General features: G+C 70.1%; 19 protein-coding genes and 2 pseudogenes. 10 read left to right on the top strand and 11 right to left on the bottom strand.

What is annotated here, in order from left to right:
• The first annotated feature begins 68 nt into the window (after positions 1-68).
• Genes SPR02S_RS42140 through SPR02S_RS42130 form a run of 3 tightly spaced genes read left to right on the top strand, consistent with a single transcriptional unit; the run spans position 69 to position 1512 of the window.
• Entirely contained in the window at positions 69-284 is a 216-nt protein-coding gene (locus SPR02S_RS42140; RefSeq protein WP_019063066.1) for a hypothetical protein, read from the top strand.
• A 41-nt stretch (positions 285-325) separates the two neighbouring features.
• Complete coding sequence (locus SPR02S_RS57530; protein ID WP_019063065.1) at positions 326-1009, top strand: hypothetical protein; 684 nt, start codon at positions 326-328, stop codon at positions 1007-1009.
• On the top strand, positions 1006-1512 hold the full coding sequence (locus SPR02S_RS42130; protein ID WP_019063064.1) for a hypothetical protein: 507 nt from the start codon (positions 1006-1008) through the stop codon (positions 1510-1512). Before SPR02S_RS57530 ends, SPR02S_RS42130 begins: the two co-directional genes overlap by 4 nt.
• Positions 1513-1558: 46 nt before the next feature.
• On the opposite strand, the gene SPR02S_RS42125 is transcribed toward SPR02S_RS42130, so the two are convergent.
• Positions 1559-1987, bottom strand: coding sequence for a hypothetical protein (locus SPR02S_RS42125; RefSeq protein ID WP_019063063.1), 429 nt, complete (start codon positions 1985-1987; stop codon positions 1559-1561).
• A gap of 118 nt (positions 1988-2105) precedes the next feature.
• The gene (locus SPR02S_RS42120) at positions 2106-3569 is read right to left on the bottom strand and encodes an MFS transporter (protein ID WP_019063062.1); all 1464 of its coding nucleotides are present in this window, start codon (positions 3567-3569) and stop codon (positions 2106-2108) included.
• Positions 3570-3666: 97 nt separating this feature from the next.
• Between SPR02S_RS42120 and SPR02S_RS57525 the strand changes: the two genes are divergently transcribed.
• Complete coding sequence (locus SPR02S_RS57525) at positions 3667-4269, top strand: MarR family winged helix-turn-helix transcriptional regulator (RefSeq protein ID WP_019063061.1); 603 nt, start codon at positions 3667-3669, stop codon at positions 4267-4269.
• Positions 4270-4318: 49 nt separating this feature from the next.
• Here the strand turns inward: SPR02S_RS57525 and SPR02S_RS42110 are convergent, their stop codons facing one another.
• The 4 genes from SPR02S_RS42110 to SPR02S_RS57520 all read right to left on the bottom strand — a co-directional run bounded on the left by SPR02S_RS42110 (position 4319) and on the right by SPR02S_RS57520 (position 6734).
• Positions 4319-5527 carry a cytochrome P450 gene (locus SPR02S_RS42110; RefSeq protein WP_019063060.1) on the bottom strand — a complete coding sequence of 403 codons (1209 nt, stop codon included), beginning with the start codon at positions 5525-5527 and terminating at the stop codon, positions 4319-4321.
• A gap of 129 nt (positions 5528-5656) precedes the next feature.
• The gene (locus SPR02S_RS42105; RefSeq protein WP_019063059.1) at positions 5657-6133 is read right to left on the bottom strand and encodes an RICIN domain-containing protein; all 477 of its coding nucleotides are present in this window, start codon (positions 6131-6133) and stop codon (positions 5657-5659) included.
• A gap of 53 nt (positions 6134-6186) precedes the next feature.
• Positions 6187-6405 carry a DUF397 domain-containing protein gene (locus tag SPR02S_RS61015; RefSeq protein WP_078623164.1) on the bottom strand — a complete coding sequence of 73 codons (219 nt, stop codon included), beginning with the start codon at positions 6403-6405 and terminating at the stop codon, positions 6187-6189.
• The gene (locus SPR02S_RS57520) at positions 6405-6734 is read right to left on the bottom strand and encodes a Scr1 family TA system antitoxin-like transcriptional regulator (RefSeq protein ID WP_019063058.1); all 330 of its coding nucleotides are present in this window, start codon (positions 6732-6734) and stop codon (positions 6405-6407) included. The genes SPR02S_RS61015 and SPR02S_RS57520 overlap by 1 nt, the downstream gene beginning before the upstream one ends.
• Positions 6735-6741: 7 nt before the next feature.
• Between SPR02S_RS57520 and SPR02S_RS64160 the strand changes: the two genes are divergently transcribed.
• The 6 genes and pseudogenes from SPR02S_RS64160 (at position 6742) to SPR02S_RS42070 (ending at position 9226) form a co-directional block, all read left to right on the top strand.
• Positions 6742-6885 (top strand): hypothetical protein, encoded by a 144-nt coding sequence (locus SPR02S_RS64160; RefSeq protein WP_019063057.1) that lies wholly within the window; start codon positions 6742-6744, stop codon positions 6883-6885.
• A gap of 5 nt (positions 6886-6890) precedes the next feature.
• Positions 6891-7427, top strand: coding sequence for a DUF6879 family protein (locus SPR02S_RS42090; RefSeq protein WP_019063056.1), 537 nt, complete (start codon positions 6891-6893; stop codon positions 7425-7427).
• Positions 7424-8268 (top strand): annotated as a pseudogene (locus SPR02S_RS57515) (helix-turn-helix domain-containing protein). Before SPR02S_RS42090 ends, SPR02S_RS57515 begins: the two are co-directional and overlap by 4 nt.
• Before the next feature lie 87 nt (positions 8269-8355).
• Entirely contained in the window at positions 8356-8823 is a 468-nt protein-coding gene (locus tag SPR02S_RS42080) for a hypothetical protein (RefSeq protein WP_019063054.1), read from the top strand.
• Complete coding sequence (locus SPR02S_RS42075) at positions 8820-9020, top strand: hypothetical protein (protein WP_019063053.1); 201 nt, start codon at positions 8820-8822, stop codon at positions 9018-9020. Before SPR02S_RS42080 ends, SPR02S_RS42075 begins: the two co-directional genes overlap by 4 nt.
• Positions 9017-9226 carry a hypothetical protein gene (locus tag SPR02S_RS42070; RefSeq protein WP_019063052.1) on the top strand — a complete coding sequence of 70 codons (210 nt, stop codon included), beginning with the start codon at positions 9017-9019 and terminating at the stop codon, positions 9224-9226. The genes SPR02S_RS42075 and SPR02S_RS42070 overlap by 4 nt, the downstream gene beginning before the upstream one ends.
• Positions 9227-9317: 91 nt before the next feature.
• Here SPR02S_RS42070 and SPR02S_RS42065 read toward each other — a convergent pair.
• From SPR02S_RS42065 to SPR02S_RS57505, 5 genes and pseudogenes are all read right to left on the bottom strand, one after another.
• Positions 9318-9500 (bottom strand): annotated as a pseudogene (locus tag SPR02S_RS42065) (cytochrome P450); the annotation flags it as partial.
• A 432-nt stretch (positions 9501-9932) separates the two neighbouring features.
• The gene (locus tag SPR02S_RS42060) at positions 9933-10601 is read right to left on the bottom strand and encodes a response regulator (RefSeq protein ID WP_019063050.1); all 669 of its coding nucleotides are present in this window, start codon (positions 10599-10601) and stop codon (positions 9933-9935) included.
• The gene (locus tag SPR02S_RS57510; RefSeq protein ID WP_019063049.1) at positions 10598-12004 is read right to left on the bottom strand and encodes a sensor histidine kinase; all 1407 of its coding nucleotides are present in this window, start codon (positions 12002-12004) and stop codon (positions 10598-10600) included. The genes SPR02S_RS42060 and SPR02S_RS57510 overlap by 4 nt, the downstream gene beginning before the upstream one ends.
• 155 nt (positions 12005-12159) lie before the next feature.
• Complete coding sequence (locus tag SPR02S_RS42050) at positions 12160-12855, bottom strand: response regulator (protein WP_019063048.1); 696 nt, start codon at positions 12853-12855, stop codon at positions 12160-12162.
• A complete protein-coding gene (locus SPR02S_RS57505) occupies positions 12852-14222 on the bottom strand; it encodes a sensor histidine kinase (protein ID WP_019063047.1) in 1371 nt (456 codons plus the stop codon). Before SPR02S_RS57505 ends, SPR02S_RS42050 begins: the two co-directional genes overlap by 4 nt.
• Positions 14223-14227 lie beyond the last annotated feature (5 nt).

The following is a 14227-nucleotide window of genomic DNA, read 5'->3' as shown; positions in this document are numbered from 1 at the left end:
CCCGACCGGGAATTCGACGGGGACTTCGACCGGGAACCTTCGGCGCACCGCACGCGTCCGTCCCGGGCATGGGACAACGCGCGCAGGCCGCCGGAGGATGTCTGACCGCCGTACTCGGCGCGGGAGTTGGGCTGGCGGTGTGGTCGTACGACGTCCGGGCCCGCTTCCAGCGCTTCGAGGCGAGCCCCGACTGGAGTGTCCTGTACGCCGAGTTGCCGCTGGCGGTGTTGGGTGGGGTCCTGGTGTCGCTCGGCATCTGGGCCCTGGTGCAGCGCGCCGGATAGCACTCTCGGGCGGCGCCCAACTGAGCCGAGAGGAAACGGCGTTGGACACGAGCACGGAGGACCCCGTCGACCTCACGATGACCGCCGAGGTCTACGGCGTGCCGCGCGAACACGCCTGGATCGGGCAGGTCGGCGCGGACCACGACCTGGACGCGGACCTGTTCGGGCCGGCGGTCAAACGGGCCGCCGCCTACGGCTGGAGTTCCACCCGTTTCAGCGCCGGTGCCGAACTCGGCGGGCAGCGCTGGGGGCATGCGGACGCCGGCGGGGACTGGTCGCAGGACGGCCGGGTACGGCAACTCGCCTGGCTGACCGTGTATCCCGCGACCGACCTGCGCGAACAACACCTGCCTGTGCTGCCGTTGACCCGGGTCATGGTCGAATCCCTGGGCCGTGTGGGCGAGTTGGACTTCACGGGGCTGACGGTGCGGGTGCCGATGCGGCTCGCGCCGGACACTCGGTTCGACCTGCGCGAACTGGTCGTCCAGCGCGGCCACGGACAGCTCCGCGCGGAACACGTAGAACATGTCGAACACCGAGCCGGAGCGCGTGACCGTACGGCCTTCTCGTGCGCGCTGCCCGAGTGGACCCCGGACGCCGCGGCCTGGCTCGCGGAGGTCTTCATCGACGCGTTGCGCGCGGTCGGCGTCCGCGACACGGCGGAGATCGCGATCGTCCGAAGCTCCCGAACTCCCCCTCACACAGCAGGAGTCACCGCCCCATGAGAGTCGGGATCACCGGACACCGCGGCTTGTCCGGCGAGGTGGAGCGGACGGTGCGCGCGCTCATCGAGGAGGCGGTCACGGCGTACGGCACCGGCACCGGCACCGGCACCGAACCCGGCAACGCGGGTCTGGTGGGCGTCAGTTGTATCGCCGACGGTCCGGATACCTGGTTCGCCCGGGCCGTCCTCGACCACGGCGGGCGGCTCGAAGTCGTCCTGCCTGCCGCGAGGTACCGCGCCGACCTGCCCGCCTGGCACCACTCCACCTACGACGACCTCCTCCGCCGAGCCACGGAGGCCCACCGCACGGGACTCGACGCCTCCGGCCCCGACGCCCACATGGCGGGCAGCGAACTCCTCGTGGACCGGGTCGACGTACTCCTCGCCGTCTGGGACGGCAGCCCCGCCCGCGGCTACGGCGGCACCGCCGACGTCGTCACCTATGCGCGGGAGCACGACGTACCCGTGCAGATCCTCTGGCCCGAGGGCGCGACCCGCGACTGACGTGTGGGGCAGGGCGGGGCGGGGCATGGCATGACAGCGCAGGTGATCAGGCGTTGTCGAGAGCAGCAGTGATCTTCCGGATCATGGCGGTCTCGGCGGGCCCGGCGCCGCCCTTGTGAGCGCGGGAGGCGGCCTCCATGATCGTGGTGATGGTGGCGTGGAAGTTCTCGGCCTCGGCGGGTGCCTTGGTCTTGAGGAGGGTCATCGAGGCGGTCAGCGCGGTGAAGGTGTGGTCGGCCAGATCAGCGGTGGAACTGCCGTCCAGATCAAGGCCCTTGAGCTTCTCGGCGAGGACGTGACCGACCAGGCCGGTCGCCGACGACAGCGCCTTGCCGCCGGCCATTCCGGAGCGGGTGGAGGAGATCAGGCCGGGGTCGGCCGCCGCCATCAGGGAGACGACGCCGTGGGCCGCGGTCTGGAGGGTGAGCTTCTCGGTGGGGGTGAGGATCTCGGTGGGGGTGGTCTTCTCGGACATGGGGGTCTCTTTCGTTCGTTCGTGCAGGACGGGACGGGATGGGGCACAACTGCCGTAGGGCAGTGGCCTGTTGAAGTGGTCGTCGAGGTGGTTGTTGAGGTGGTTGTTGAGGTAGAGGTCAGGCGGCGGCCTCGGCCTGGTTGCCAACTGCCTTGCGGGGCAGGGCCAGGCACAGGACCGCGCACAGCACGTACGCGCCGATCGCCCAGGGCCCCGCGTGCGTGATGGCGTCGGTGAGGCCCTTGTCCGCGGGGGAGAAGAAGGCGTTGCCGATGACGGCGACTCCGAGCGCTCCGCCGAACTGCTGGGCGGTGGAGAGGATTCCGGAGGCGCCGCCCGCGAGGTCGCTCGGCACGGTGCTCAGGATCGTGTTGACCAGCGGGATGATCAGGAAGATCAGGCCGACGCCGGCCAGGAACAGTCCCGGCACCAACGGCCAGGCGCCGGTGTGCAGTTGGGCGGAGTCCTGCGCCACGTGCCGGACCCAGAACAGGCCGCCCGCCATCACCAGGGCGCCCAGGATCAGCACGCTGCGGCCGAACTTGGCGACCAGCGGGTCGACGGCGGGGGCGGACAGGATCGAGCCCGCGCTGAAGGCGACCATCAGCAGACCGGCCTGCGTGGGGGTGTAGCCCTGGCCGGACTGCAGCCAGATGGTGAAGACCAGGAAGAAGCCGGACATGCCGCCGTAGAAGAGGAGTTGGACCAGCAGGCCGGCGCTGAAGGCGGGCTTCTTGAACAAGTCCGTGGGGAGGAGCGGGTGTTCGATGCCCCGGCGCTTCTCCGAGAGCGTCAGCAAGGCGATCGCCGCCACGCCCGCCGCCAGGCAGAGCCAGCCCCACAGCGGCCAACCGTTGGAACGGCCCTGGACCAGCGGGAGCACGATCGCGACCAGGCCCGCGGCCAGGACCAGGTTGCCGGGCAGGTCTATGCGGCCCGTGAAGGCGTGGTCCTTGGAGGCCGGGATCCACTTGGCGCCGAGGACGAGGACCAGGGCGGCCAGCGGGAGGTTGATGACGAAGATCGTGCGCCAGCCCCAGCCGAAAAGGTCCCAGTCGGTCAGTACGCCGCCGAGCAGCACGCCCACGGCGGTGGAGATGCCGGCGATCGCGCCGTACAGGGCGAAGGCCTTGCCGCGTTCCTCGCCGTCGAACATCGTGCGGAACGAGGCGAGGATCTGCGGCATGATCACGGCCGCGGCCACGCCCTGGAGTCCGCGCGAGGCGACGAGCACCCCGGCCGAGGTCGCCAGCGCGCTGGCCAGGCTCGTCAGCGCGAACGCGGTGACGCCGAGCAGGAACAGCTTCTTGCGGCCGTAGCGGTCGCCCAGGTGCCCGGCGATGATCAGCGTGGCGGCGAAGCCGAGCATGTACGCGGACACGGTCCACTGGAGATCGGCCGGGGTCGCCTTGAGGCCCTTACCGATGGAGGGCAGCGCGGTGTTCACGATCGATCCGTCGATCATGTCCAGCAGCGCGGCGAGGATCATCACGAACGCCGCCGCCCACCGTTTGGGATAGGGCACCGGCCCGCTGCCGTCGTCAGCGGCTACGTTCATGGGGTTGGTCGTGCTGGACGACATGGCGTGGACTCCTCGGGTCGGTCAGTTCTGCTTGACTTTCATACATCTTGGCTTTCAAGCTAATAACCGATAGTTACGATGCAGGGAGATATCTCGAATGTCAAGCGGAACGGAGTCGGACGCGGGCTCGGACGCCGCCTCGGGGTCGGTCTCGGGGGCGGAGTCGGTCTCGGGGGCGACCTCAGGGGCGGTCGAAGCGCGGCTGGGCGCGGCCGTGCAGGCCTACCAGAGCGCCGTCGACGACTTCGACCGCGAGCTGGCCCGGCTCATGGGGGTCAACGAGACCGATCTGCGCTGCCTGGAGATCCTTTTCGCGGTCGAGGAGATCACCCCGCGTGAACTGAGCCGACAGCTGGGCCTGACCACCGGGAGCGTCACCACGATGCTCGACCGGCTGGAGAAGCTCGCCTATCTCACCCGCACGCCGCACCCCGACGACCGGCGCAAGACCCTGATCCGGGTCACCCCGGAGGCGACCCAGTGCGCCTTCGGCCTGATCGGGCCGTTCCTCGAAGACGCCGGCCGGAAGGTCTTCGACCGCTACACCCCCGAGCAGCTGGAACTGGTCATCGACTATCTGACCTTCTCCCGCGACATCCAGCAGCAGCACGTCGAGCGGTTGCGGAAGGCACCCGCCGCCGGCCCGACCCGCACGGGCGGCCGGCAGGTCCGGGGACCCCGGGGCGGGTCGGCGACGTAGGCCCAACTCAGACAGCACGTAGATCCAACTCGTGGGCTACGAAGGGCTGTTACCCCACCTCGACACTCAGCCCCTCCAGCCCCCGGATCACGAAGTTCGGCTTGCGTTCCGGCTCCGCCGCCAGGCGCAGCGTCGGGGCGCGCTCCAGCAACGCCCCCATGGAAGCGGCGAGTTCGATACGGGCCAGGGGTGCGCCGATGCAGTAGTGGATGCCCGCGCTGAAGCTGATGTGCGGGTTGTCCGCGCGGGTGAGGTCCAGGCGCTCGGGGTCGGTGAAGACCGCCGGGTCGTGGTTGGCCGCGCCGAACAGCATCGCGATCTCCGCGCCGCGCGGGATCGTCGTACCGTCGATCTCGATCTCGTCCAGCACCCACCGCTCGAAGAGCTGGAGCGGGGTGTCGTAGCGCATCAACTCCTCGACGGCGGAGGGGATGAGGGAGTGGTCCGCGCGCAGGGCCGCCAACTGCTCCGGGTTGCGGAACAGCGCCCACCAACCATTCACCGTGGAGTTCACCGTCGCCTCGTGGCCCGCGTTCAGCAGGAGTACGGCGGTGGAGATCAGCTCCTGTTCGGTGAGGCGGTCGTCGTCCTCGTCGTGGGCCGCGATCATGCCGGAGATGAGGTCGTCGCCCGGGTTCTTGCGGCGGGCCGCGATCAACTCGCGTAGATACGAGGAGAATTCGTTCGACGCGCGGACCGCCTTCGCCGCCGTGTCCTCGGACGGGCTGAGTTCGTACATCCCGCAGATGTCCGCCGACCAGGGGCGCAGCGGGGCGCGATCCGACTCCGGGATGCCGAGCATCTCGGCGATGACTGCGACGGGGAGCGGTTCGGCCACGTCCGTCAGTAGATCGCCGCCGCCCTTCGCCACCAGAGCGTCCACCAGTTCTGCCGCCAACTGGCTGACGTAGGGCTTGAGTTGCTCGACCGTGCGCGGGGTGAACGCCTTCGAGACCAGGCGCCGGATGCGGGTGTGGTCCGGGGGCTCCAGGTCGAGCATGCCGTGGTCGTTGAGGGTGTGGAAGGGCTCGTGCTCGGGCGGCGGCGCCGTACGGCCGAAGTCCTCGTGGGTGAAGCGGTGTTGGTAGGTGCGGCCGAGGCGGCGGTCGCGCAGGAGCGCCGAGACGTCCGCGTGGCGGGGGACCAGCCACTGGTCCGTCGGCTCGTAGTAGGTGACCCGGCCCCGGTCGCGCAGTTCGGCGTAGGCGGGGTACGGGTCGTCGACGAACGCGGGGTCCCAGGGGTCAAAGGCTGCCATGCACGGACGCTAGCCCGGCAGCACCCGGTCTGACCAGGGGCTACCTCGGTGATCCCGGTGACCCAGGAGGCTGCGGGACCCACGGGGACCGGCGCCCCCGTGGATCGTTCGTCGTGGTGCGGGCTCCGCTCAGGACGGGTTGGGCACCCGCCACCACTGCCAGGTGTTCGAGCCGCAGTTACGGACGTTGATCCCCGCGTGCTCGCTCTGGTCACCGTTGTTCTGGATGCTCAGACACTGGTTGTTGACCTCGGTGCGCAGCCGGTCGCCGTCCTTGTACCAGCGCTGGTTGGCCAGGCCGTGGCAGTCGCCGACCGCCTGGGCCGCCGCGTTCACCTCGCCGTTCTTGACGTCGAGACAGTGCTGCTCGGCGCCGTTGACCAGTACCTTTCCGTTCCTCCAGTACCAGAGCTGGTTGCCGGTGCCGTCGTTGCACCGCTGGACCTCGACGTTGTCGCCGTTGGTGGCGAGGCACTTGCCGTTCAGGTGCGTGGTGATCTGGAAGTACTGCGGGACCCCCTCGGCCGCAACGGGCGAAGTGCCGGCCAGAAGGGGCAGAGCGGTCAGCGCGAGCGCGGTCAGGGCGCGCTCCAGGTGCTTGATCATGCGTCTGATGTAGCGGGACCACAGGCCTCAACGACAGCCACGGGGACGGTCGTTCACCCGACCGGCGGGGTCGATTCACCGCAGAAACGATCACGGTGCCGACCGCCCTTGATGTGCTCGACGAGGGCGGTGAAGGCGGGGGTGGGGAAGGAGAGGGTGGCACGGGTGGGCGACTTGGAGTCGCGGACGGCTGTGCGGGTGGGGAGTTCCGCTATCTCGACGCAGGTGTCGCCCTCGCCGCCGCTGGAGTACGTCGACTTACGCCAGTTGATTACAGTTCCTTAGCCAGCTGGTGGATGAAGTCCCGAGACGCCGAGGTGTCCAGCGACACTTCCTCAACCTTATGGAACAACGTCCGAAGCTGCCTCAACTGCGCCTCCGCATCGCAGAACTCAACGCCGGTCGGCGAGTCACGCAGCCCCGTGTCCAACCGGGGCACCGAACCCCCCAGGTACATCAGCGAAGCTCCGGCACCGGCGAAACCTTCCCTGCCGAAGGGGACGACCCGCACGCTGGCACAGCCCTCTTCGATTCTGTCCAGGATGAAGCGGAGTTGAGCCCGCGAGGTCCCGAGATCGGCCACGTGGACACGGAGGGCCATCTCATGAATGACCGTCTCGAGAGACATCGTCGTGCAGGGCTACACCGTGACCGATGCGGAGGACGTGGCGCAGTTGCAGAACGTCCTCGACGGCGAGTCGTTCGTACGGATCCCGCGCGAACTGCTCACTCGCTTCGCCCCCAAGGAGTAGAACGCGTGCCGGAGTTCATCGACGACAGCACGTTCGGCAGCTACTTCGAGAAGTTCGAGCACACCGCCTGGCGGCTGGAGACCCGCCGCGGCTACGCCTCCGACCGTGCCGGCGAGAAGTACCGCCGCTACCTCGAGACCGAGGAGGTACCCGACGACTCGCATCGCCCCTGGTACGCCATCGTTCGCGCGCAGACCGTGCAGGGCAAGAGGTTCGAGCGCGTCCGGATCGTCGACCACCCGCCGACCAGGGAACAGCTCTTCCTGCTCGCCACCGCGGCCGGCAGCAACAAAGCTGGCGAGGACATCCGCAACCTGTGGCGCACGGACGCCGACAAGGCCGGCCTGCCGACGGTCGACTTCTGGCTGTTCGACGCCCGCCGCGCGCTCGTCCTCCACTTCGACGGGACGGACGAGTACCTCGGTGCCGAACTCGTCGAAGACCCCACGCGCGTCGTGCAGTTCTGTCAGATCCGGGATGCCGCCTGGCACTTCGCGATCAGGCGCGAGGACTTCCTCGCGCAGGTAACTTCGAGTGGGTGAGCACCGACTACCAGCAGGCCCGTGAGGCGCTCGGCGCGCGGCTGCGTGAGCTGCGCACCGAGACCGGGCTGAACGGCAAGGACTTCGCCGGACGCCTCGGCTGGCAGCGCTCCAAGGTCTCCCGCCTGGAGAACGGCAAGCAGACCGCGACCGAGGCTGACGCCGAGACGTGGGCCCAAGGCGCTGAACGGCCCACGTCGCAGACGAGTTGCGGCGCAGCGTGCGCAACCTCCAGACCTCGTACCGCAGTTGGCGCCGACAGCTCTCGGCCGGCCACCGCGCCGTGCAGGAAGGCCATCGCGTCCAAGAGGCGCAGGCCCAGACGATCCGCATCTTCGAGTCCGGCATCATCCCCGGCATCTTCCAGACCCCCGACTACGCCCGCGGCGTCCTCACCGACGTGTCCAACCGGCTCGGTACGCCCCGCGACATCGACGAAGGCGTACGGGCCCGTATGAAGCGCCAGGAAACCATCTACGAGCCGGGCCACCACTTCCACGCGCTGATCTGGGAAGCCGCCCTGCACGTCGCACGGTGCGCCCCCGAGGCCATGGCCGTGCAACTGCACCGGCTGAGCGGGTTCATCGGTCTCGACACCGTCACCCTCGGCGTCATCCCGCTGGGGGCGCGCACGCCGTTCTCCCCGAAGCACGGGTTCTGGATCATCGACGAACAGCTCGTTGTCGCCGACACATGGAGCGCCGAGTTGTCGCTCGACTCCGCCGAGGACGTCGCGCTGTGCCGCAGGACGTGGGAGCTGATGCACGAGTCGGCCATCTTCGACCACCAGGCGCACCGGCTGATCGACCGGGCCCGGGCGCGCTTCTCCGACCTCACGTGAGCAACCCGACGCACCCCGCGTGACCACGTGCGCAATCCCGCACAATCGACGCGCGAGTACGCAATCGTGCTGCCTACGGTGCTCGACATGGCCCACCCGACGATGCGGTTCGCGGAGGTGTACGAGGCCGGGGACTCATGGCTCGCCGATTGCTCCGCGCACCCGACCCTCGTCCGCATGACGTGGAACAAGGAAGCCCTGGCCCCGATCGCCACCGGCACCCACTGGCTTGCGGCCGAGACGCGGCTCCTCCCCACGATGCGCGCCCTCAACCGGATCCGCGGCGAACACCGCGGCCCGGTCCTCGCCGACGTCGAGACGGACACGGCCTGGTGGCTCGTCGCACCGGCCGCCGCCGAGGAACTGGCCGACGTACGGCAGATCACCGTCCAGCCCACCGGATGCACGCTGGACTGCCCGCCCACCGGATGGGGAGTGGAGGGCCGCTTATGGCTGAACCGCCCCGACGGATCCGGCCTGCTCACCGATCCCGCGGCCCTCGCCGCCGCGTTCGGCCCCGGCGGCTACCGAGCCCCCACGGAGGCACCACGATGAGCACGACGACGATGAGCCCGCCCGTCGACCTTCCCCTGCCCGCCGAGTGGCCGGACCCGAGCCCGCGCTGCAAGGTGTGCGGTGCGCTCGCGGAGCAGCGGGCCGCGGCTGCGGCGGCCGGGGACTACTCGAAGGTCTCGGACTGCAACGTGGAACTCCGCCGGCACGCCGGCCCCCACCGGCGGAGGCAGCCGTGAGCACGACCGAGTCGCAGTGGAGAGACGGCACCGGCGGCGCCGGCCACCTCCAACGTGTCGCCGGCAACGCCGTGTTCATCCGAACACAGACCGCGTACCGGGCGTACATCGACCACGCGAGCGGCTGTGCCACCTGCGCCGTGGACAGCGGCCAGTGTGTGACCGCCGAGGAGTTGTGGTCGGCGTACCGGGCCACGACGCCGTAAGCCCCTGCTGTCGGCGGAGGTTGTCGGCATGCGGAAGGGCGGCCGTCTTCACCTCGGCTTCCGTTGCTCAACCGTGCGCGAGGTGAACGCCGTTGAGGATGCGGAAGGGCTCGTGCTCGGGCGGCGATGCCGTACGGCCGAAGTCCTCGTGGGTGAAGCGGTGTTGATACGTGCGGCAGAGGCGGTGGTCGCGCAGTGCGGTGTTGGCGGGGTACGGGTCGGACACGAACGCCGGGTCCCAGGGGGCGAAGGCGAGGTCGTCAGCAGGTGCCATCGACGGACGCCAAGCGCTGGACGGGCTGCTGACCAGGGGTGCCCCGGCCCGTGGCCGTACCGCCTGTGGACTTGTGGTGAATATCGCGGGGCCTGCGCCCCGGTCCCGGCCCACTCCTCACTTCTTGATGTTTGCATCATGGCGGCCCTGCCAGGTACGGGCGATTGGTGGTGCGATGGGACGTCCCGAGCAGCCTGTGGACCCCGAGGCCGGAGCCGTGCAGCGGCTCGCGCATCAGCTGCGGGAACTGCGTGCCGCGTGCGGCGGGCCGTCGTACCGGACCATGGCCGCGCGTGCTACTCGGCGGCCACCCTCGCGCAGGCGGCCGGCGGGGAGCGGTTACCCCTGTTGCTGTCCACCACTCTCGAACGGAACCCTCCGCCGCTGATCAACGTCCCCTCAGAGCCCGCCCGGACTGCGAGGAACCTGTCCCTACCCCGGTCTCACCAGCCTCGCCTCGTACGCGAACACCGCCGCCTGCGTACGGTCCCGCAGCCCCAACTTCACCAGGACCCGGCTGACATGGGTCTTGATCGTCGACTCGGCGACCACCAGCCGCTCGGCGATCTCCCCGTTCGACAAGCCCTGCGCGATGAGGACCAGCACCTCCGTCTCCCGCTCGGTCAGATCCCCGTACGACCCCTGCTGCGCGGCCGGCATCAGGCGGGGTGTCTCGGACAGCTTCGAGAACTCCGTGATCAGCCGCTTGGTGACGGAGGGCGCCAGCAGCGCCTCGCCGGCCGCCACCACCCTTACCCCGTCGGCCAGTTGACGTGCCGAGGCGTCCTTGAGGAGGAAGCCGGAGGCGCCCGCCCGCAGCGCCTGGTACACGTACTCGTCGAGGTCGAACGTGGTGAGCACCAGCACCTTCGCCGCGCCGTCCGCGGCGACGATCTCCCGGGTCGCCTCGATACCGTTCATCTCCGGCATGCGGATGTCCATCAGGACGACGTCCGGGGCCAGTTCACGCACCCGCTCGACCGCGTCGCGTCCGTTCACCGCCTCGCCGACGACCTCGATGTCCGGCATCGCGCCCAACAGGACCGAGAAGCCCTCGCGCACCATCATCTGGTCGTCCGCGATCAGCACGCGGATCGTCATACGTCACCTTCCCTCGCACCCGGCGCCGGTTCGCTCGCGCTCGGGACCGGTTCGCTCGCACTCGGCATCGGCACCGGCAGGAACACCGTCACCTCGTAGCCGCCACCGTCCGCCGGGGCCGTCGTCATCTCGCCGTTCAGCATGGACACCCGCTCGCGCATCCCGGTGATGCCGTGCCCGGCGCCGGGCGAGGGCTTGACCAGGCTCGGCTCGGGCATCGGGCCGTTGACTATCCGCAGGCCCAGCCCGCCCAGCACGTAACCGATCTCCACCCGGGCACTCGCACCGGGCGCGTGCCGCAGGGTGTTGCTCAACGCCTCCTGCACTATCCGGTACGCCGACAGCTCGACGCCCTGCGGGAGTTCACGCACCGCCCCCGTCACCGCCTTGTCGACGCTCAGGCCGGCGTCGCGCACATTGGCGAGCAGCGCGTCCATGTCGGCGAGGGTGGGCTGCGGGGCGTCGGGCGCCTCGTAGTCCTCCGCGCGCACCACGCCCAGGACGCGGCGCAGCTCGGTCAGGGCCGCCACCGCGTTCTCCCGGATCGTGACGAACGCGCGCTCCAGCTCCGGCGGCGGGTTCTCCACGCGGTAGGGCGCGGCCTCCGCCTGGATGGCGACCACCGACATGTGGTGGGCGACCACGTCGTGCAGCTCGCGGGCGATCGTCGTGCGCTCCTCCAGCAGCGTGCGCCTTGACCGCTCGTGCGCGGTGACCGTCTGCTGGGCGGTCACCTCCTGCTCGGCGTCGTGGCGTATGTGGCGGACCGTGACGCCGAACAGGACCAGGGCGGAGAGGAACAGCATCTGCGCGGTGTCCGAGCCGAAGGTGTGGCCGCCGGCGACGATGGTGGCGCCGATGCCGTAGAACGCCGTCAGCGCCCACATCCAGGCGGCCGTGCGCGGTCGGGTGCGTATCGCCACGATCGTGAGCACGGCCAGGTGGCAGATGAAGCTGCCGTTCCGCCACGGCCACTCGTCGTCGAACTCGGTCGCCAGGGCGGTGGCGATCGGGGTCGCGGCCATGGACAGCCAGAACGCGCCGACCGGCCGCACCATGGTCAGCAGCACCGGCGCCAGGGCGAGCAGGCCGAGGATCATGTTGCTGCCCGCGCCGCGGGCCTCGTCGTTCGTCGCGATGAACATCGCGAGCAGGCCGGCCGCGGTGATCAGGGCGTGCGGGCTCCAGGCCGCGTACTCCCGCGCCCGCCCCTTCAGGCGCCGGGTCAGCCGGCCGTCGGCGGTGGATCGGGGCAGCGGGCGGTAGGCGAAGGCGTCGTGGAACAGGTCCTGCCGCATCCCGCGCAGGGCGTCCACGGCAGCCCGGAATTCCGGGCTGCGCGGCTGATAGGCCTCGAACGCGCTGTCCTGCGGCGTCATCTGCGTGTGGGTCGTCTCGGTCACATTCAAAACGGTAGGCGGCGGGGCGGGTAGCCGTCGTCACCTGTGAGAAGGGTCCTGGTCCGTCCGTCTCAAGTACTACGGGTATGCCTGACGGCCTGGTTTCACGGGCACGGGTGGCTCCCGTGGGCGCCGTGGCTCCCGTGGTCGCCGTGGCTTCAGCGGCCGCCGCCCGGCCGGACCAGCCCCGACTCGTAGGCGAACACCGCCGCCTGCGTGCGGTCCCGCAGCCCCAACTTCACCAGGATGCGGCCCACATGGGTCTTCACGGTCTGCTCGGCGACGATCAGATGCTCGGCGATCTCCGCGTTCGACAGGCCCTGCGCGATCAGCGCGAGGACCTCCGTCTCGCGCTCGGTGAGGTCGCCGACGCGTGACTTGAGCGGGGTGCGCGGTGTCCCGTTCAGCCGAGAGAACTCGGCGATCAGACGCCGGGTGACACCGGGCGCGAGCAGCGCGTCGCCGGCCGCCACCACCCGTACCGCCTCGGCCAGTTGATCGGCGGACGCGTCCTTGAGGAGGAAGCCGGAGGCGCCCGCCCGCAGCGCCTCGTAGACGTACTCGTCGAGGTCGAAGGTGGTGAGCACCAGCACCTTGATCTGCGGGGTCGCGACGGTGATGCGGCGGGTGGCCTCGATGCCGCCGAGTTCGGGCATGCGGATGTCCATGAGGACGACGTCCGGGGCGAGTTCGGCGACCTTGGCCACCGCGTCCAGGCCGTCGACCGCCTGGCCGACCACTTCTATGCCGGGCTGGGCGTTGAGCAGCACGGTGAAGCCCTGCCGGACCATCTGCTGGTCGTCGGCGATGAGTACGCGGATGGCGCCGGTGGTGCCGCTGGTGCCGCTCGTCATGGTTTCTCGTCTCCTGTCGGGAAGATGATTTCGGGGGCGGCGAGTTCGTCGGGGTCAACGGGTTCGTCGGGGAGCGCGACGCCGTCCCTCGGCAGGAACGCGACGACCGTGAAGCCGCCCTGGAACGTTCTCCCCGCGGTCAGGTGTCCGCCGAGCATCATCGCGCGCTCCCGCATCCCGAGCAGGCCGTGCCCGGCGCCCGGCGAGGGCGGGGCGGCCTGCTGCGGGCGGGAGTTGGTGACCGTCAGCTCCAGCCCCTCGGGGGCGTGGGTGACCTCGACGACGACCGTGGAACCGGGCGCGTGCCGCAGCGCGTTGCTGAGCGCCTCCTGGATGATCCGGTACGCCGACAGCTCCACGCCGGGTGCCAGCGCCCGCGCCTCGCCCCTGACCTCGCTGCGTACGTCGAGACCGGCGGCCCTGGTGTTCTCGAGGAGGGCGTCCAGGCGGTCCAGGGTGGGCTGCGGGGCGTCGGGGGCGGCACCGGTGCCGGCGCCGCCCACGGCGTACGGGTCGTCGGGATACTCCGGGTTCGCCGAGCGGAGCACGCCGAGGACCCGGCGCAGTTCGGCGAGGGCTTCGAGGGCGTTCTGCCGGATGCCGTCGAGGTTCTCCTTGAGTTCCTCCGACGGGTTCTCGACCAGGAGGGGCGCGACCTGGGCCTGGATGGAGATCACCGACATGTGGTGGGCGACCACGTCGTGCAGTTCGCGCGCGATACGGCTGCGCTCCTCCAGGAGGGTGCGGCGGTTGCGCTCCTCCGCCGTGATCGTCACCTGCTCCACGAGTTGGGTACGGGCCTCACTGCGACCGCGCAGGGCGGTGCCGACGAGGACGGCCACCGCGCAGACGGCGACCGCGACCGTGCCCGTCGAGGAGTAGCTCTGGGCGCCGAGCACCCCCTGGATGACGAACGTCGTCAGCGCGGTCGCGGCCAGCGCGGCGAGGGCTCTGCGAGTGGGTACGCGCAGCGCCAGGAGGAGGAGTACGACGGCCTGGACGATGATTTCGGTGGTGCTCCAGGGCCAGTCCGGGCCCGGGGACGAGCCGTCGGGCAGGGCGGCGCGGGGATCCATGGCCGCACGTGCGGCCAGCGCGGTGACAGCCGTCGCGGTGAGGGACAGCGCCCAGGCGGGAACGGGCCGACGCAGGGCGAGGACCAGGGCGACGCCCTGCCCGAAGCCCGCCAACAGACCCTGGAGCGCGCCCAGTTCGTACGCGCTCATCGTCTCGTCCATGCCGGCCAGGGAGAGGCCGAGGGCGGCGAGGGAGACGAGGACGTACGTGACGTGACGCAGCCAGCGGTGTCCCGGGAACAGAGTGGGTGCGGTGCGCGAGGGCTCGGCACCGTCGGCGGCTGCGTTCATCCGGT

The sequence above is a fragment of the Streptomyces prunicolor NBRC 13075 genome, assembly GCF_000367365.1.
In the GTDB taxonomy this organism is placed as follows: domain Bacteria; phylum Actinomycetota; class Actinomycetes; order Streptomycetales; family Streptomycetaceae; genus Streptomyces; species Streptomyces prunicolor.
The sequence above is the reverse complement of the archived record's forward strand: the minus strand, read 5'-3'. Positions and strand labels throughout refer to the sequence as shown.